The sequence below is a fragment of the Cellulosimicrobium sp. GQ32 genome (genome assembly GCF_059758455.1).
On the sequence record NZ_JCAXEP010000001.1, the window covers coordinates 1 to 18,323 of the forward strand.

Consider the following 18,323-nt stretch of genomic DNA (forward strand, 5'->3'; position numbering starts at 1 on the left):
CGAGATCGTTCAGCACGATCACCTGCCGGTTCACCCGGTACTCGAGCCGCGCCTGAGGATCGATCCCCTCCAGGCGGGTGTCCAGGTCGCGGTCGGTGCCCTCGCAGTCACGGATCACCTGACCCGTCGAGGCCCACGCGCCGTACGTGCACGCACCGAGCTGCACCGGCGCACCCGGTCGTCCCTCGGCCGACCGTCGCAGGGCGTCGCCGCCCTTCAGCGGCTGCGTCACCAGTCCCGTGTTCGTGGCCACGACGACGTTCTGCGAGCCGGCCGAAGGCTGCTGCAGGCGCGCCTCCGCGCCGTCCTCCAGGGCGACCGTCTTCCCGCCCGGCAGGACCAGCTGCGACGCGGACCGGTCGAGCACCACGGGCTCGTCGCCCACCGCGGTCACCTCGACCTCGGCACCCTTGCTCACCGGGAGCGCGGTGGACGACGCCTCTCCGTCCACGGTGCCCCTGGACGTCGTCGCCACCGTCCACAACGTGCCCGTGGAGGGGATCGCCGCGAAGACCGTCCCGTCCTGCGCGACGACGACGTCACCCCCGCCGTCCACCTCGACCGTGGGATCGAGCTCCTCCGCGTCGAACGTCGCGACGCCGTCGAACGGCAGCACCCACAGCCGGCCCTCCTCGCCGTCGAGGATGGCGGTCGTCGCACCTCCGGAGACCACCAGGGCGTCGGGCGGCAGGCGGAGCTGCCCGTCCAGCTTGAGGTGCGCGACGCTCACCGGCGACGCCGTCCCGGTCCCCGAGTCCTCGAGGAGCACCCGTCCGGCGTCCTGCTGCACGTCGAACGACGCGCTGCCCGCGTTCAGGGTCCCGTCCACCGCCTGCGAGGCGGAGTTGAACCGACCCAGCAGCCCGGCCGACGTCTTCGTCACCCACACGCCCGAGTCGTTCAGGTCCACGTCCGCCGTGGCCTCGCCCTCGTAGAACAGCGCCATCCCCACCAGCGCCGTGGAGAACACCGACACGGTCGTCACCGACGCGACGGTGCGGCGGTGCTCGTTCAGACGCGCCAGGAAACCCACAGGTCCTCCGAGGAGTTGGATCGGGAGACGATCGGTCTCCTTCCCCAGCCCCCTCGATCTCGCACTCTCCAGGCGGCCCCACCGATCGCGCACTCGAGGATAGCGGGCGACAGGGTGAAATCCGACACCCGTTCCATGGGGAGCACTCCCCACCTTCCCGGCTGCGACGTCACGTCACAGTGACCTCCGCGACGGGGCGACGCGACGACGCGGCAGGTCAACCCGGTGACGGAGGCAACGATGCAGCCCGACGGCGCCGACGTACCGGGCGACCGGCCACCGGACGAAAGATCACCCTTCCGCGAGCCCGTCAGGCGGCGCGGTCGGCGAGCGCCTCAGCGAAGGAGCGCAGCGCGTCGGTGACCGGGCCCGCGGGGAGCGCGTCGAGCTCCTCCACGGCGGAGCGCGCCCAGCGCACCGCCAGCGCCCGCGTCTCCCCGAGCACCTCGTGGCGTCGCAGCGCGGCCACGGTCGCGGCGAGCGCGGCGTCGTCCGTCAGGTCGGAGTCGAGCAGCTCGACGAGCCCGGCGTCCGCCTCGCTCGCGGTCCCGTTCGCGATGCGGGCACGCAGCAGCAGGACCGGCATGGTCGGCACCTTCTCGCGCAGGTCCGTGCCCGGGGTCTTGCCCGACTCGTCGCCCGACGACGCCAGGTCGAGCACGTCGTCGGCGAGCTGGAACGCGACCCCGAGCTTCTCCCCGTAGGCCGCGACCGTGTCGACGACGGCCGTCGGGCACCCCGCGAACATCGCACCGAGCCGGGCGGACGTCGACAGGAGCGAGGCCGTCTTGTCGGCGAGCACCTCGAGATAGTGCTCGACGGGGTCGTCGCCCTCCCCCGGACCGATCGTCTCGTGCAGCTGTCCCAGGCACAGCCGCTCGAACGTCTTCGCCTGGATCAGGACGGCCTCCGGCCCGAGCGCCGCGACGGTCGACGCCGCGCGGGCGAAGAGCAGGTCGCCGACCATGATGGCGACCGAGTTCCCCCACACGGCGTGCGCGGACGGGGCTCCTCGGCGCACCGGGGCGGAGTCCATGACGTCGTCGTGGTACAGCGACGCGAGGTGCGTGAGCTCGACCACGACCGCGGACTCCACGACCTCCGGGCGCGTCCCGTCCCCGAGCTCGGCGGCGAGCAGCGTGAGCAGCGGCCGCAGCCGCTTGCCCCCCGCGTTGACGAGATGGCGGGACGCGGTGTCGGCGAGCGGGTCGGCGTGCGCGACGGCGTCGCGCAGCCGAGCCTCGACCCCGGCGAGCCGCTCGGTGAGGGCGGCCGCGAGCACGGGGTCCGAGATCGGGATCGCGGTGGTCGTCACGGGCGCGGTCCGATCACGCGGGCCGCGGGGCCCGGCGGGCGCGGGCGGCACGGAAGGCACAGAGGTCACGGGACGAACTTAACCGCCTCGGCCGCCAGATCGAGAACCGGGGACGGGAACACACCGAGAAGGAGCACCCCGAGCGCGCACACGGCGATCGCGATCGTCGTCGGGCCGGTCGACCGGACGACGGTCACTCCCGGCCCCTCGAGCGCGGCGCCGTCGTCGTCCGCCCCGTCCGCTGGCCCCCCGGAGGGCGCGGTGAAGAACATCAGCACGATGATGCGGACGTAGAAGAAGACCGCGACCGCCGACGCGAGGACGCCGACCACGGCGAGCACCCACGTCGAGCCCCCGCCCTGGCCGTCGGGCCCGGCGATGGCCGCGCCGAACGCGGTGAACTTCGCCACGAAGCCCGCCGTGAGCGGGATGCCCGCCATGGAGAGGAGGAAGAGGGAGAACACGCCCGCGAGCCACGGGCTCCGGCGTCCGAGCCCCGCCCACTGGGCGAGGTGCGTCGCCTCGCCGAGGACGGCGACCGGCTGCTCCGCCGCCCCGTCGGTCACGTTGTCCGCGGGGTCGCCCGCCCCGTCGGCCCCCGCTCCCACCGTGGCCGGCACGCGCTCACGCACGGGCGCGGTCTCGCGCACCAGCGTGACGACCGCGAACGCGCCGACCGTCGCGAGGCCGTAGACGAGCAGGTAGAAGACGGTGGCCCGCAGCGAGAGCTGCGAGAACCCGACGACGCCGACGAGGATGAAACCCGCGTGCGCGATCGACGAGTAGGCGAGCAGGCGCTTGACGTCGGTCTGCACGGCACCGACGACGGTCCCGACGACCATGGTGAGCAGCGTGACGATCCACAGCGCGACGAAGAGGTCCTCGCGCGTCGCCAGCGACGACTGCGCGAGCCCGAGGCTCACGACGTACAGGACGCGCAGGAGCGCGCCGAACGCCGCCGCCTTGGTGCACGCGGCCATGAAGCCGGTGATGGGCGTCGGGGCGCCCTGGTAGACGTCGGGCGTCCAGGCGTGGAACGGAGCCGCACCGATCTTGAAGAGCAGGCCCGCGAGGATGAGCAGGACGCCGACGACGACGAGACCGGGCATGGTCGCGAGCGGCCCCTCGGGCGTCGCGAGCGACTGGTACACCTCGACGAGGTCGACCGAGCCGGCGAAGCCGTACACGAGCGCGACGCCGAACACGAACAGCGCGGACGCGAACGCCCCGAGGAGGAAGTACTTGAACGACGCCTCCTGCGACAGGAGGCGACGCCGACGCGCCATCGCCGAGAGCACGTACAGCGGGAGCGAGAGCACCTCGAGCGCGACGAACATCACGAGGAGGTTGCCCGTGGCGGGGAAGATCATCATGCCGCCGACGGCGAAGAGCACGAGCGGGTAGACCTCGGTCTGCTCGAGGCCCTTGCGCCGTGTGAGGTCCTCGTACGGCGACCCGGGGACGGCCGCCGCGGACGGCGCGAACGCGTCCTGGCCGGTCGACGTCTTGTCCGCGATGACGAGGATCGCGAGGAACGCGAGCAGGACGACGATGCCCTGGATCGCGAGCCCGAACGGGTCGATCACCATCGACCCGCCGAGCACCCGCACCCCGTAGGGCGCGCCGTCGCTCCCCTGCACGGCCGGGTCGCGCCACAGCACGACGACGAGCGCGAACGCCGCCGCGGTCGCGAGCAACGCGAGGACGACCTGCGTCGTGCGCCGCACGCGCGCCGGGACGAACGCCTCGATCAGCACGCCGACGACGCCGGCACCCAGCACGACGAGGATCGGGGCGAGGTAGAGCCAGTCGACCGTGGGGGCCACGAAGGAGTCGTTCACGACTCGCTCCCTTCGTCGGTGCTACGGGTGAGGGACGACCCCTGGCTCTCGAAGGCGACCAGCTCGGTCCCCTCGGCGAACGGGTCGGAGCGCGGCGGGTCCTCGACGCCGGCGACCGCGAGGTCGGACAAGGTGACCTCCGCGGGCTCGCGCACGAGGTCGAGCGCCGGCGCCGGGTAGAAGCCGAGGACGAGCAGGACCGTGATCAGCGGCGCGACGACCCACTTCTCGCGCGCGCCGAGGTCGGGAAGCTGGTCGAGCCCTTCACGGGTGCCGCCGGTGAAGATCCGCTGGTAGGTCAGCAGCACGTAGAGCGCGGCGAGCACGACGCCGAGCACCGCGACCAGCGCGGCCCACGGGCTGCGCGCGAACGTGCCGACGAGCACCATGATCTCGCTGACGAACGTCGACAGGCCCGGCAGCGAGAGCGCGGAGAGGCCCGCCACGAGGAACGTCCCCGCGAGCACGGGGACGACCTTCTGGAGGCCGCCGTAGTCCGCGATGCGCTGCGAGCGCTCCGGGTGCCGGGCGATGAGGAAGCCCGCCAGGAGGAACAGCGCACCGGTCGAGATGCCGTGGTTGACCATGTACAGCGACGACCCGGACACGCTGAGCGACGTGAACGCGAAGATGCCGAGCACGATGAACCCGAAGTGCGACACCGACGTGTAGGCGATGAGTCGCATGAGGTCGCTCTGGCCGATCGCCATGAGCGCGCCGTAGAGGATCGAGACGACGGCCAGGACGATCACGACGGGGGCCGCCCATGCGCTCGCGTGCGGGAAGAGCGGGAGGCACAGCGTGAGCATCCCGAACGTGCCGACCTTGTCCAGCACGCCCACGAGGAGCGTGGAGGTGCCCGCGGGCGCGTGCTGCGCGGCGTCGGGCAGCCAGGTGTGGACGGGGAAGAGCGGCGCCTTGATGGCGAACGCGAGGAAGAACCCGAGGAACAGCAGCCGCTCGGTGGTGACCGGCATCGGGTTCTCGGCGAAGTACCCCACGAGGTTCGACGTGAGGAACGCGTCCTCGGGGCGCGCGCCCGTCGTCGGGTCGATCGGCACCTGCACGTACAGCGCGATGACGGCCGCGAGCATGATCAGACCGCCGGCGAGCGAGAACAGCAGGAACTTCACCGCCGCGTACCGCCGCCGCGCCCCGACGCCGAACCCGCCGATCATGAAGTAGACCGGGATGAGCATCGCCTCGAACAGCACGTAGAAGAGGAACACGTCGCGCGCGACGAACACCGCGACCATGAACGCCTCGAGCAGCAGGACGAGCGCGAGGTAGTGGCGCAGGCGGCGCACGTCGCCGTCCTGCTCCTTCCACGCGGCGAGCACCACGAGCGGGACGAGCAGGACTGACAGCGCCACGAGCGCGAGCGCGACGCCGTCGGCGCCCACGGCGTAGCTCGCGCCGATCTGCGGGATCCAGCGGTACGTCTCGGTGAGCTGGTGCGTGCCGGCGGCGGACGTGTCGAACGCGGTGAAGGCGCCGACGAGCAGGCCCAGCTCGACGAGCGCGGCGCCGAGGGCGATGCCGCGCACGGTGCGCAGCGCTCCCGCGCCGACGCCGCGCGTGCGGGCCGCGGCCGTGAGCCACACCGCCGCGGCACCCACGAGGGGCCAGGCGACGAGCAGGGACAGCCAGGGGACGGAGGTTGTCATGGGTGTCTCCCTCTCAGCTCGCGGAGCCGGTGGTCAGGGCGAGGACGACGGCGACGATCACCACGAGGCCGCCGAGCATCGTCGCGCCGTACGAGCGCACGTAGCCGTTCTGCCACCTGCGCAGCCACTCCCCGATCCGGCCGATCATGCCGGCGAGGCCCATCCAGCCGCCGTCGACCATCTCCTTGTCGGCGTAGACGAGCGAGCGCGTGAGGTACTGGCCGGGCCGCATGAACACGGCCTCGTTGACGTCGTCCTGGTACAGGTCGCGCCGGGCGGCACGCGTGAGCACGGAGCCCCGCGGCGCACGGACCGGGACGCTCGACATCGCGTACTGCCGCCACGCGAGCGCCGCACCGGCGAGGACGAGCAGGAGCGTCAGGGTGATGAGCGACCACACCGGCAGGACCGGCTCGTGGTGCTCGGCGTGCCCGGTGACCGGCTCGAGCCACGTGACGAACCGCGAGCCTGCGGCGAGGATGCCGCCCAGCGCGACCGACCCGACCGCGAGGACGATCATCGGCCACGTCATGAGGCGCGGGGACTCGTGCGGATGCTGGACGGGGCCGTCCTGCGGGCCGAGGCCGTCCGCGGATCCGCTGCCGTCGTTCCAGCGACGGCGCCCGGAGAACGTCATGAAGAACAGGCGCGACATGTAGAACGCGGTGATCCCGGCGCCGAGCAGCGCGACGCCGCCGAACACCCACGCCCGCCACGGCTCGCCGTCGACGGGGACGAACGCGGCCTCGATGATCTTGTCCTTGCTCCAGAATCCGGAGAACGGCGGGATGCCGAGGATCGCGAGCCAGCCCATCATGAACGTGATCCACGTGACCTTCATGTACCGCGCGAGCCCGCCGAACCGGCGCATGTCGACCTGGTCGTCCATGCCGTGCATGACCGAGCCCGCGCCGAGGAACATCCCGGCCTTGAAGAAGCCGTGCGTCACCAGGTGGAAGATCGCGAACGCGTACCCGATCGGCCCGAGCCCGGCGGCGAGGATCATGTACCCGATCTGCGACATGGTCGACGCCGCGAGCGCCTTCTTGATGTCGTCCTTGGCGCAGCCGACGATCGCCCCGAAGAGCAGCGTCACCGCACCGACGATCACGACGACGAGCTGCGCCGTGGGCGCGCCCTCGAAGATCGGGGCCGACCGGACGACGAGGTAGACGCCCGCCGTGACCATGGTGGCCGCGTGGATGAGGGCGGAGACCGGCGTCGGGCCGGCCATGGCGTCCCCGAGCCAGGCCTGGAGCGGGAACTGCGCCGACTTGCCGCACGCGGCGAGCAGGAGCGCGATGCTCGTGGCGGTGAGGAGCGCGGTGGACGCCTCCGGCGCCTGCGCGAACACCGTCGTGAAGTCGACCGCGCCGAACGTCGCGAACATGAGCATGAGCGCGACGATCAGGCCGATGTCGCCCACGCGGTTCATGACGAACGCCTTCTTGGCCGCGACCGCGTACGCGCGGTTGTGGTTCCAGAACCCGATGAGCAGGTACGACGCCAGGCCCACGCCCTCCCAGCCGACGAACAGCAGGAGGTAGGAGTCGGCGAGGACGAGCACGAGCATCGCCGCGACGAACAGGTTGAGGTAGGCGAAGAACCGTCGCCGGTCGCGGTCGTGCGCCATGTAGGCGACCGCGTAGACGTGGATGAGCGTGCCGACGAACGTCACGAGGAGCACGAACGTCAGGGACAGCGGGTCGATCCGCAGCCCCATCGCCAGGTCGAGGCCGCCGGAGACGATCCAGTCGCCGATGCGGAAGTCGACCACGCGCTCGTCGACGGGCAGCCCGAGCATCACGAGGAAGAGGACCAGGCCCACCACGAACGCGGCGCCCGACATGAGCACGCCGAACCACGCGCCCCAGCGGTCGCTGCGGCGCCCGGCGAGGAGCAGGACGGCCGCCCCGAGGAGCGGGAGCAGCACCAGGAACGGTGCCGCGAGGAACGCGCCCGGCACGGTCTCGGACGCGGGCACGACGTCGGTCGCGGCCAGCAGTCCGCTCGCCGTGGGCAGGGCGGGAAGGAGCGTCGTCATCGGTGCCGGCCCCTCAGCTCTTGAGCAGGTTGACGTCGTCGACCGAGGCGGACCGACGGGTGCGGAAGATGGACACGATGATCGCGAGGCCGACGACGACCTCCGCCGCCGCGACGACCATGACGAAGAACGCGAGCACCTGACCGGTGACGTCGCCGTGCATGCGGGCGAACGTCACGAACGCGAGGTTCGTCGCGTTGAGCATGAGCTCGATGCCCATGAACACGATGATCGCGTTGCGCCGCAGCAGCACGGTCGCGGCGCCGATCGAGAAGAGGATCGCCGCGAGCACGAGGTAGTTGGTGAGCTCCATCAGTCCTCTCCTCCCCGGTTCTCGCCGGGGTTGCCGTCCGGACCGGTGCCCGTCGACCCGCCGGGCACACGGGACCGCCCCGGGTCGTCCGGGCCGGCGACGTCGCCCGCCGGCGCCTCGCCCTCGGGCTGGTCGGCGGTCACGGTCTGCACGGTGCGCTCGTTCGCGTCCTGGGCCCGCAGCGCGGGCAGCGCCCGCAGCGGCTCGTGCTCGACGAGCACCTCGCGCTCGGCCTCGAGGATCGTCCCCGCCGATCGCTCCTGACCGCGGATGCGCAGGATGCGCGAGACCGACTCCTCGATGGGCCGGCCCTGCGGGTCGAGCGCCGGGGTGTCCATGGCGTTGTTCTGCGCGTACACGCCGGGGGCGGCGAGCGGCGTGAGCCGACCGCCCGCAGGCAGCGCCGCGACCTTCGCGTCGGCCTGCTCGCGCTGACCCACCTTCGGGGTGAGCCGGCGCCGGTGCGTGAGCACGAGCGCCGAGACCGCGGCGGTGATGAGCAGGATGCCCACGACCTCCATCGCGAACACGTAGTCCGCGAAGAGCACGCGCGCGAGCGCGACCGGGTTGGTCGCCGCGTTGGCGAGCTCGAGGCCCACCGACGGCGGGAACGTCGCCTGGGCGACCACGCCCACCAGCACGACCCCGAGCCCGAGCCCGAGGAGCACCCCGACCCAGCGCTGACCGCGGATCGTCTCCACGAGCGAGTCCGACGCGTCGACCCCGACGAGCATGAGCACGAAGAGGAACAGCATCATCACGGCACCCGTGTACACGACCACCTGGACGACGCCGAGGAACGACGCCTCCTGCGCGATGTAGAGGATCGCGAGGTCGACCATGACGAACATGACCGCGATGGCGGCGTGCACCGCCTTGCGCGCGAAGAGCAGCGAGAGCGCCGCCAGGACCATGAGGGGGGCGAGGACCCAGAAGAGGACCGCCTCGCCGCCGCTCGCGGTCACCGGGCGGCCTTCCGGGCCGACGCGGCGGAGGACCGCCCCGAGGTCGGCGTGACCCGCCGGACCTCCGGCGGCGGCCCCGTGGGCTCGGGCGGGAGGGTCGTGTCGTCCGGTCGGTGCTCGCGCACCCAGTCCACCTGCTCGGCCACCGGGCCGCTCACCTCTCCGCGGTAGTACTCGGTGTCCGAGGTCCCGGGCACCATCGGGTGCGGCGCGGCGAGCATCCGCTCCTGGAGCGGCGCGAGCAGGTCCTGCTTCTCCCAGATCATGCCCTCGCGCGTCGGTCCGGCGAGCTCGTACTCGTTGGTCATCGTCAGGGCGCGCGTCGGGCAGGCCTCGATGCACAGGCCGCAGAAGATGCAGCGCAGGTAGTTGATCTGGTAGACGCGCCCGTACCGCTCGCCCGGCGACATGTGGCCGCCGTCGGGGAGGTCCGCGTTGTCCGCGCCCTCGACGTAGATCGCGTCCGCGGGGCACGCCCACGCGCACAGCTCGCACCCGATGCACTTCTCGAGGCCGTCGGGGTACCGGTTGAGCTGGTGCCGCCCGTGGTAGCGCGGCTTCGTCGGCACCTTCTGGCGCGGGTACTGCTCGGTGACCGTCGGGCGGAACATCGAGGAGAACGTGACGCCGAACCCCGCGACGGGGGCGAGCGCCTCGCGCAGCCCCTTCGCCTGGGGGCGCCGGACCTCGTACTCGCCGGGCCGGGTCGGCTTCTGCTCGTCAGCCACGGTCGACCTCCTTGTCGTGGGGCGTGCCAGTTGACCCGGGCGTCCCGGGCGAGCCCACGTCGTCGGGCACGAGGGCGCGACGGCGCGGCGAGGGCGGGAGCGACTGCCCGGGCAGCGGCGGGACGGGGAACCCGCCCGCGAACGCGTCGAACGGCTCGGGCGCGGTACCCGCGGCGCGGGGCGTCGCACCGGGTGGCGCCTTCTTCTCGGGCCAGAACCACACGACGACCACCACCACGAGGGCGAGCGCGACGGCGATGCCGACGAAGACGCGCAGGTCGACGTCGAGGAACTGGCGCACGGCCTGCGCGACGGCGAGGAGCACGAGCCACGCGAGCGCGAACGGGATGAGGACCTTCCAGCCGAACCGCATGAACTGGTCGTAGCGCAGCCGCAGCAGCGTGCCGCGGACCCACACGAAGAAGAACATGACGGCCCAGACCTTGACGAGGAACCAGAGGATGGGCCACCAGCCCTCGTTGAACATCCCGTCGTTGATCGTCGACAGCGGCCACGGGGCGCGCCACCCGCCGAGGAACAGCGTCGTCGCGACCGCGGAGACGTTGAGCATGTTGATGTACTCCGCGAGGAAGAACCACGCGAACTTCATCGACGAGTACTCGGTCATGTACCCGGACACGAGCTCGCCCTCGGCCTCGGGGAGGTCGAACGGCAGGCGGTTCGTCTCGCCGACCATGGAGATGACGTAGATGACGAACGCGGGCAGGAGCGGGATGAACCACCAGAGCTGCGTCTGCGAGTCGACGATGCGCGACGTCGACATCGACCCCGCCATGAGGAAGACGGAGACGAGCGAGAGGCCCATCGCGAGCTCGTAGCTGATGACCTGCGCGGTCGAGCGGACCGAGCCGAGCAGCGGGTACGTCGACCCCGACGACCAGCCGCCGAGCACGATGCCGTACACGCCGAGCGACGCGCACGCGAGGATGTAGAGCGTCGCGACCGGGAAGTCGGTGAGCTGGGCGGGCGTCACGTAGTCCGTGAACGGGATCTGCACCTCGGGCCCGAACGGGATGACCGCGAACACGAGGAGCGCGCAGAACACGGAGATCATCGGCGCGAGCAGGTAGACGAACTTGTCCGCCGCCTTGACCGTGATGTCCTCCTTGAGCAGGAGCTTCATCGCGTCGGCGAGCGACTGGAGCAGGCCGAACGGGCCGTGCCAGTTGGGGCCGGGCCGCACCTGCATGCGCGCCACGACCTTGCGCTCGAACCAGATCGCGAACAGCACGCTCGTCAGCAGGAACACGAGGATGAGGACGGCCTTGACGAGGTACGTCCACCCGTTGTCCTGCGAGAAGTTCGCCGTGATCCCGGGTACGCCCGGTGTCTCGGTGGCGAGCGCGTGGATCACGTGGACGCCGCTCATGCGCCCTCCCCTCCGTCGGTGCTCACGGTCTCGAGGCGGACGACGTCGCCCGGCACCGCGCCGAGCGTCGCGTGCACGGACGAGCCCGGCGAGCGCAGGGGCAGCCACACGACGTGGTCGACCATCTCCGTCACCACGACCGGGAGCGTGATCGCGCCCCGGTCCGTCGAGACGCGCACGACGTCGCCGTCGAACACGTCGGCCGCGGCCGCGGTCGCGGCGGACAGCCGCGCCACGGGGCGCTTCGCCGTCCCGGCGAGGTAGCGCTCGCCGTCCTGGCCGCGCGCGTCGTCGAGCAGGAGACGCCAGCTCGCGAGGACCGCGGTCCCCGGCGCGACGGCGGGCGGTTCCGTGGTCTCGACGTCCGGCGCGGCGCCGCGCTCGCCGTCCCACGCGCCGTCGCCCACGAGCTGGTCGAGCTCGGCGCGCACCGCGTCCACGGTGCCCAGGCCGAGGTCGACGCCCGCTGCGTCGGCGAGCGCGTCGAGCACGCGGTGGTCCGTCATCGCCGTCGAGGCGAGCGCCGCCGGGAACGGGCGCACGCGCCCCTCCCAGCTCACGAACGCGCCCTCACGCTCGACGGGTGGCGCGACCGGGAGCACGACGTCCGCGAGCTCGGTCACCGCCGAGCGTCGCACCTCGAGCGAGACGACGACGTCCGCCGCCTCGAGCGCGCGGCGCGCGTGCGCCGGGTCGGGGAGGTCGTCGAGCTCGAGCCCGCCCACGAGCGCGCCCGCGAGCTGGCCGACCGACAGGGCGTCGAGCATCTCCCCCACGTCGCGGCCCGCCGTCGCGGGGAGCCCGGTCGGCTGGTCGTCCGTGGCGGCCACGCCCCATACGGTCGCGACGTCGACGCGGGCCGCGGCGTCGGCGACCGGGCGCCCGCCCGGCAGGAGGTTGGGCAGGGTGCCGGCCTCGACGCCGCCGCGCTCGCCGGCGCGGCGCGGGACCCACGCGAGGCGTGCGCCCGTCGCGGCGACCGCGCGCAGCAGCGCGCTGTACCCGCCGCGCGTCGCGGCGAGCCGCTCGCCGACGAGGATGACGGCGCCCGGCGTCCGGAGCGCGTCGCTGACCTCGGCGAGGAGGTCGGTGCCCTCGGCCTCGTCGAGCGTGCGGACCTGGTCGCCCGCGGCGATGCCGTCGAGCCACTCCGCCTCGGTGCCCGGCGCGGCCGGGAGGAGCGTGCCGTGCATGCGCTGGACGCCGCGCGACGCGAACGGCGCGACGGAGAACACCCGCACGCCGTGCCGCAGCGCCCCCTTGCGCAGGCGCAGGAACGTCACACCCGCCTCCTCCTCGGCCTCGAGGCCGACGAGCAGGACGGCGGGCGCCTTCTCGAGGTCGGTGAACGTCACCCCGCCGGCGTGGCCGACGGACCGGCCCGCGACGGCGTGCGCGAGGAAGTCCGCCTCCTCGGCGCTGTGGGCGCGGGCGCGGTGGTCGACGTCGTTCGTGCGCAGCCAGGTGCGCGCGAGCTTCGCGTACGCGTACGCGTCCTCGACCGTGAGGCGCCCGCCCGGCAGGACGGCGACGCCCCCGGCGTCGCGCGCCCGCGTCAGGGCGTCCGCCGCGACCTCGAGCGCCTCCGCCCACGAGGCGGGGCGCAGCTCGCCGCGCGTCACCGTGCCGTCCGGGGCGACCTCGCGGTCGCGCACGAGCGGGTGCGTGAGGCGGTCCGGCGCGGACTGCCACGTGAACGCGAAGCGGTCGCGGTCGGTGATCCACTCCTCGTTGACCAGCGGGTCCTCGCCCGCGAGGCGGCGGAGCACCACGCCGCGACGGTGGTCGACACGGATCGCGGAGCCCGACGAGTCGTGCTCGGAGACCCCGGGGGTCGAGACCAGGTCGAACGGGCGCGAGCGGAACCGGTACGCCGCGCCCGTGAGCGCGCCCACCGGGCAGATCTGCACCGTGTTGCCGGAGAAGTACGACGCGAACGGCAGGCCCGACTCGTCCTCGAGCGCGAGCCCGACCGGGCGGTCGCCCGGCGCCTGACCCGCGGGCGGCGCGAAGTCGAGCACCGCCTCGTCGAAGCGCCCGATCTGCTGCGCGGCCCCGCGCTTCTGGAGGTCGATGAACGCGTCGCCCGCGATCTCCTGGGAGAAGCGCGTGCACCGCTGGCACAGGACGCAGCGCTCGCGGTCGAGCAGGATCGTCGTCGACACCGCGATCGGCTTGGGGAACGTGCGCTTGACGTCGACGAACCGGCTCGTCGCGCGGCCGTTGCTCATCGCCTGGTTCTGGAGCGGGCACTCGCCGCCCTTGTCGCACACCGGGCAGTCGAGCGGGTGGTTGATGAGCAGCAGCTCCATGATCCCGTGCTGCGCCTTGTCGGCCACCGGGCTCGTGCGCTGCGTCTTGACCACCATGCCGGGCGTCGCCTCGAGCGTGCACGACGCCTGCGGCTTCGGCATGGGCCGGACGTTGCCCTCGCGGTCCGGCGTCGCCACCTCGACGAGGCACTGGCGGCACGCGCCCGCCGGCTCGAGCAGCGGGTGGTCGCAGAACCGCGGGATCTGGATCCCGATCTGCTCGGCCGCGCGGATCACGAGCGTGCCCTTCGGCACCGACATCTCGACGTCGTCGATCGTGAACGTCACGTGGTCCGCGGGGACCGGGGGCTTGGCCGCGCCACCCGCGGGGACGGCCGCTGAGCCGGTGCCCGGGGCGGGGGTCGTGGTCGTCATCAGTGCACTCCTGCCGTCAGGACGCGGGCCGGGCGGGGCGTGTAGTCGAAGAGGGCCGCTGCCGCGGGGTCGAACGGGCAGCGGTGCTCCGCGATGTGCGCCTCGTACTCGTCGCGGAACAGCTCGATGCTGCTCGTCACGGGCGACGTGGCGCCGTCGCCGAGCGCGCAGAACGCGCGGCCCAGGATGTTGTCGCACGTGTCGAGGAGCAGGTCGAGGTCGGACTCCGAGCCCTGGCCCGCCTCGATGCGCGCCAGGACCTGCTTCATCCAGTACGTGCCCTCGCGGCACGGCGTGCACTTGCCGCACGACTCGTGCGCGTAGAAGTCCGTCCACCGGCTCACGGCCCGCACGACGCACGTCGTCTCGTCGAAGAGCTGGAGCGCTCGCGTACCGAGCATCGAGCCCGCCGCCGCGACCGACTCGTAGTCGAGGGGCGTGTCGAGGTGGGCGTCCGTGAACAGCGGCGTCGACGAGCCGCCCGGCGTCCAGAACTTCAGCGCCTTGCCGCCGCGCATCCCGCCCGCGAGGTCGAGCAGCTCGCGCAGCGTCGTGCCGAGCGGCGCCTCGTACTGGCCGGGGCGCGTCACGTGACCGGACAGCGAGAACAGGCCGAACCCGGCCGAGCGCTCCGTCCCCATCGACGTGAACCAGTCCGCGCCGCGCGCGACGATCGACGGCACGCTCGCGATGGACTCCACGTTGTTGACGACGGTCGGACGCGCGTACAGGCCCGCGACCGCGGGGAACGGCGGCTTGAGCCGCGGCTGCCCGCGGCGCCCCTCGAGCGAGTCGAGCAGCGCCGTCTCCTCGCCGCAGATGTACGCGCCCGCACCGGCGTGGACCGTGACGTCCAGGTCGAAGCCCGAGCCCTGGACGTTCTTGCCCAGGAATCCGGCCTCGTACGCCTCCTCGACCGCGCGCAGCAGGCGGCGGTACACGTGCAGCACCTCGCCACGCACGTAGATGAACGCGTGGTCGCACCCGATCGCGTACGACGTGATCGCGACGCCCTCGACGAGCGCCTGCGGGCTCGCGAGCATGAGCGGGATGTCCTTGCACGTGCCCGGCTCGGACTCGTCCGCGTTGACGACGAGGTAGCGCGGCCCGCCGTCGGGCGCGGGCAGGAAGCCCCACTTCATGCCCGTCGGGAAGCCCGCGCCGCCGCGGCCGCGCAGGCCCGACGCCTTGACCGTCGCGACGACGTCCGCCGGGTCCTGGGCGAGCGCCGCGCGCAGGCCCTCGTAGCCGCCGCGGTCCACGTAGGACGCCAGCGTCCAGGACCGGTCCGCGTCCCACGTGTCCGACAGGACGGGGGTCAGCGGGTCCGGGGTCGGTCGGGCCACGGTGCCCTGCTGCTCGCTCATGCGTCCGCTCCCTTCGACGGGTCGGGCTTGGTGCCAGGAGACTCGGCCTTGCCGCCGGGGTCGACGTCGGCGTCGGTCGTCGGCTTCCGCTCGGCGCTCGACTGCGCCTCGCCGGCGTCGGGCGCACCGCCGGCGGGGGCGCCGCCGTCCGGGGCCGCCTGGGCGTCCGTCTCACCGGCCGGGGCGGTCCAGCCCTGCTCGCGCGCGAGGCGGAGGCCCGCGAGGGTGGGCTCGCCCGCCCCGACGCCCTCGTCGGCGCGGCCGTCGGGGAAACCTGCGAGGACGCGGCTCATCTGCTTGAAGGTGCACACGCTCGCGGCGCCGCGCGTCGGGGCGACGGGCTCACCGGCACGGAGGCGGTCGACGACGTCGGTCGCCGAGCCGGGCGTCTGGTTGTCGAAGAACTCCCAGTTGACCATCATCACGGGCGCGTAGTCGCAGGCCGCGTTGCACTCGACGCGCTCGAGCGTGATCGCGCCGTCCTCGGTCGTCTCGTCGTGCCCGACGCCGAGGTGGTCCGACAGCTCGTCGAAGATCGCGTCGCCGCCCATGATCGCGCACAGCGTGTTGGTGCAGACGCCCACGGTGTACGTCCCGTTGGGGTGGCGCTTGTACTGGGTGTAGAAGGTCGCGACGGCCGAGACCTCGGCCGCGGTGAGGCCGAGCTGCTCCGCGCAGAACAGGATGCCGTCGCGCGAGACGTAGCCGTCCTCCGACTGCACGAGGTGCAGCATCGGCAGCAGCGCCGACCGGGACTCGGGGTAGCGGGCGACGATCTGCGCGGCGTCGGCGGCGAGGCGGGCCGTCGTCTCCGCGTCGTACCCGGGGCGCGGCCCACCGGCGGGCGTGCCGTTCGTCGCAGGTCCGGCGTCGATGGTCATCGGTCCACCCCTCCCAGCACGGGGTCCAGGGAGGCGACGGCGACCACGACGTCGGCCACCTGGCCGCCCTCGCACATCGCCGCCACGGCCTGGAGGTTGTTGAACGACGGGTCGCGGAAGTGCGCCCGGTAGGGGCGCGTGCCGCCGTCGGAGACGAGGTGCACCCCGAGCTCGCCGCGCGGGTGCTCCACGGTCTGCCAGGCCTGGCCGACCGGGACGCGGAAGCCCTCGGTGACGAGCTTGAAGTGGTGGATCAGGGCCTCCATGGAGGTGCCCATGATCTCCTTGATGTGCTCGAGCGAGTTGCCCTGGCCGTCGCTGCCGATCGCGAGCTGCGCCGGCCACGCGATCTTGCGGTCGCCCACCATGACGGGCTGCCCGGCCGTCCTCTCGAGGCGCTCGAGGCACTGCTCGACGATGTGCAGCGACTGGTAGCACTCCTCGAGCCGCAGCACGACGCGGTCGTAGCAGTCGGCACCGGTCGCGGTCGGGACGTCGAAGTCGTACGTCTCGTAGCCGCAGTACGGGTCGGTCTTGCGCACGTCGTACGGGTGGCCGGTCGAGCGCAGCACGGGCCCGGTCACGCCGAGCGCCATGCAGCCCGCGAGGCTCAGGTGCCCGACCCCGACGAGGCGGCCCTTGAAGATCGGGTTCGCGAGCATGAGGTCGCCGAGCTGGCCGAGGTACCGCCGGATGAGCGGGTCGGCCGCGCGCACCTGCTCGACGAGGTCCGGCGGGACGTCCTGCGCGACGCCGCCGGGGCGCACGTACGCGTTGTTCATGCGCAGGCCCGTCACGGCCTCGAAGATCCGCAGGATCTCCTCGCGCGCGGTGAACGCGATGGTCATGACGGTCGTCGCGCCCATCTCGTTGCCGCCGGTGCCCAGGCACACGAGGTGGGACGCGATGCGGTTGAGCTCCATCATCAGCACGCGGATGACGCTCGCCCGCTCGGGCACGTCGTCCGTGATGCCGAGCAGCTTCTCGACCGCGAGGCAGTACGCCGTCTCCTGGAACAGCGGCGCGAGGTAGTCCATGCGCGTGCAGAACGTGACGCCCTGCGTCCACGTCCGGTACTCCATGTTCTTCTCGATACCGGTGTGCAGGTAGCCGATGCCGCAGCGCGCCTCGGTGACCGTCTCGCCGTCGATCTCGAGCATGAGGCGGAGCACGCCGTGCGTGGACGGGTGCTGCGGGCCCATGTTGACGACGATGCGCTCCTCGCCGAGCGCAGCCGCCGCGACGGCGCTCTCCGCGATGTCTGCCCAGTCGCCGCCCGACGCCTCGAAGCTCGGGACGCCCTCGTCGAAGTCGCCGACGGGCGGGCGGGTCGAGTGCGGGGCGGCGCCGGGGGCGCCGGTGGTGTGCGTGCTCACGAGTACGACCTCCTCGTGTCGGGCGGGGGCACCGTCGCGCCCTTGTACTCGACGGGGATCCCGCCGAGCGGGTAGTCCTTGCGCTGCGGGTGGCCCGGCCAGTCGTCGGGCATCTCGATGCGCGCCAGCGACGGGTGACCGTCGAAGACGATGCCGAAGAAGTCCCACGTCTCGCGCTCGTGCCAGTCGTTCGTCGGGTAGACGGACGTCGTGGTCGGGACGTGCGGGTCGGCGTCGGGCACCGACACCTCGAGGCGCAGGCGCCGCCCGTGCGTGATCGAGGTGAGGTGGTAGACGGCGTGCAGCTCGCGGCCGACGTCGTGCGGGAAGTGCACGCCGCTCACGCCCAGGCTCAGCTCGAACCGCAGGTCCTGGTCGTCGCGCAGCGCGCGGCACACGTCGACGAGGTGGTCGCGGTGCACGTGGATCGTCAGCTCGGCGTGCGCGCCGGGCGGGTCCACGACGACGCGCTCCACCGCGGCCTCGAACCGCGTCCCGCCCTCGGCGAGCACCTCCGCGAGGACGTCCACGACGTCGTCGAACCAGCCGCCGTACGGCCGCGGGCTCGCCCCGGGCATCGCGACGGGCTGGACGAGCCCGCCGTACCCCGACGTGTCGCCCGAGCCGTGGACGCCGAACATGCCCTCGCGCACCTCGACGACCTCGAGCGTGCGCGGCGCGCCCGCCCCCGTGACCAGGTCGCCCGACCGCGGGCC

Annotated in this window: 13 protein-coding genes and 1 pseudogene; all 14 read right to left on the reverse strand. The window is 72.7% G+C overall.

Annotation, left to right across the window (positions count from 1 at the left end; all coding sequences use genetic code 11):
* Positions 1-985, reverse strand: a pseudogene (locus tag AC6CH9_RS00005) (Ig-like domain-containing protein); the annotation flags it as partial.
* A gap of 358 nt (positions 986-1,343) precedes the next feature.
* On the reverse strand, positions 1,344-2,348 hold the full coding sequence (locus tag AC6CH9_RS00010) for a polyprenyl synthetase family protein (RefSeq protein ID WP_498153694.1): 1,005 nt from the start codon (positions 2,346-2,348) through the stop codon (positions 1,344-1,346).
* A 65-nt stretch (positions 2,349-2,413) separates the two neighbouring features.
* Positions 2,414-4,189: an NADH-quinone oxidoreductase subunit NuoN gene (nuoN, locus tag AC6CH9_RS00015; RefSeq protein WP_498153064.1), complete on the reverse strand. Its 1,776-nt coding sequence runs from the start codon at positions 4,187-4,189 to the stop codon at positions 2,414-2,416.
* Positions 4,186-5,856 carry an NADH-quinone oxidoreductase subunit M gene (locus AC6CH9_RS00020; protein ID WP_498153065.1) on the reverse strand — a complete coding sequence of 557 codons (1,671 nt, stop codon included), beginning with the start codon at positions 5,854-5,856 and terminating at the stop codon, positions 4,186-4,188. The genes nuoN and AC6CH9_RS00020 overlap by 4 nt, the downstream gene beginning before the upstream one ends.
* A gap of 13 nt (positions 5,857-5,869) precedes the next feature.
* Positions 5,870-7,900, reverse strand: coding sequence for an NADH-quinone oxidoreductase subunit L (gene nuoL / locus AC6CH9_RS00025; protein ID WP_498153066.1), 2,031 nt, complete (start codon positions 7,898-7,900; stop codon positions 5,870-5,872).
* A 13-nt stretch (positions 7,901-7,913) separates the two neighbouring features.
* Positions 7,914-8,213, reverse strand: a complete 300-nt coding sequence (nuoK, locus tag AC6CH9_RS00030; protein WP_047234414.1) for an NADH-quinone oxidoreductase subunit NuoK — start codon at positions 8,211-8,213, stop codon at positions 7,914-7,916.
* Positions 8,213-9,178 (reverse strand): NADH-quinone oxidoreductase subunit J, encoded by a 966-nt coding sequence (locus tag AC6CH9_RS00035; RefSeq protein WP_498153067.1) that lies wholly within the window; start codon positions 9,176-9,178, stop codon positions 8,213-8,215. Before AC6CH9_RS00035 ends, nuoK begins: the two co-directional genes overlap by 1 nt.
* Positions 9,175-9,906, reverse strand: coding sequence for an NADH-quinone oxidoreductase subunit NuoI (gene nuoI / locus AC6CH9_RS00040; protein ID WP_498153068.1), 732 nt, complete (start codon positions 9,904-9,906; stop codon positions 9,175-9,177). Before nuoI ends, AC6CH9_RS00035 begins: the two co-directional genes overlap by 4 nt.
* Positions 9,899-11,296 (reverse strand): NADH-quinone oxidoreductase subunit NuoH, encoded by a 1,398-nt coding sequence (gene nuoH, locus AC6CH9_RS00045; RefSeq protein WP_498153069.1) that lies wholly within the window; start codon positions 11,294-11,296, stop codon positions 9,899-9,901. The genes nuoI and nuoH overlap by 8 nt, the downstream gene beginning before the upstream one ends.
* Positions 11,293-13,983 carry an NADH-quinone oxidoreductase subunit G gene (locus AC6CH9_RS00050; RefSeq protein WP_498153070.1) on the reverse strand — a complete coding sequence of 897 codons (2,691 nt, stop codon included), beginning with the start codon at positions 13,981-13,983 and terminating at the stop codon, positions 11,293-11,295. The genes nuoH and AC6CH9_RS00050 overlap by 4 nt, the downstream gene beginning before the upstream one ends.
* The gene (nuoF, locus tag AC6CH9_RS00055) at positions 13,983-15,350 is read right to left on the reverse strand and encodes an NADH-quinone oxidoreductase subunit NuoF (RefSeq protein WP_498153071.1); all 1,368 of its coding nucleotides are present in this window, start codon (positions 15,348-15,350) and stop codon (positions 13,983-13,985) included. Before nuoF ends, AC6CH9_RS00050 begins: the two co-directional genes overlap by 1 nt.
* Complete coding sequence (gene nuoE / locus AC6CH9_RS00060) at positions 15,347-16,231, reverse strand: NADH-quinone oxidoreductase subunit NuoE (RefSeq protein ID WP_498153072.1); 885 nt, start codon at positions 16,229-16,231, stop codon at positions 15,347-15,349. The genes nuoF and nuoE overlap by 4 nt, the downstream gene beginning before the upstream one ends.
* On the reverse strand, positions 16,228-17,607 hold the full coding sequence (locus AC6CH9_RS00065; protein ID WP_498153073.1) for an NADH-quinone oxidoreductase subunit D: 1,380 nt from the start codon (positions 17,605-17,607) through the stop codon (positions 16,228-16,230). Before AC6CH9_RS00065 ends, nuoE begins: the two co-directional genes overlap by 4 nt.
* Positions 17,604-18,305, reverse strand: coding sequence for an NADH-quinone oxidoreductase subunit C (locus AC6CH9_RS00070; protein ID WP_498153695.1), 702 nt, complete (start codon positions 18,303-18,305; stop codon positions 17,604-17,606). The genes AC6CH9_RS00065 and AC6CH9_RS00070 overlap by 4 nt, the downstream gene beginning before the upstream one ends.
* Positions 18,306-18,323: the final 18 nt, after the last annotated feature.

Bases quoted from the DNA above. Each gene is read 5' to 3' on its own strand.
- AC6CH9_RS00020 (WP_498153065.1), bottom strand. From the start codon at position 5,856: ATGACAACCTCCGTCCCCTGGCTGTCCCTGCTCGTCGCCTGGCCCCTC.
- nuoL (WP_498153066.1), bottom strand. From the start codon at position 7,900: ATGACGACGCTCCTTCCCGCCCTGCCCACGGCGAGCGGACTGCTGGCC.
- nuoK (WP_047234414.1), bottom strand. From the start codon at position 8,213: ATGGAGCTCACCAACTACCTCGTGCTCGCGGCGATCCTCTTCTCGATC.
- nuoH (WP_498153069.1), bottom strand. From the start codon at position 11,296: ATGAGCGGCGTCCACGTGATCCACGCGCTCGCCACCGAGACACCGGGC.
- AC6CH9_RS00050 (WP_498153070.1), bottom strand. From the start codon at position 13,983: ATGACGACCACGACCCCCGCCCCGGGCACCGGCTCAGCGGCCGTCCCC.
- nuoF (WP_498153071.1), bottom strand. From the start codon at position 15,350: ATGAGCGAGCAGCAGGGCACCGTGGCCCGACCGACCCCGGACCCGCTG.
- nuoE (WP_498153072.1), bottom strand. From the start codon at position 16,231: ATGACCATCGACGCCGGACCTGCGACGAACGGCACGCCCGCCGGTGGG.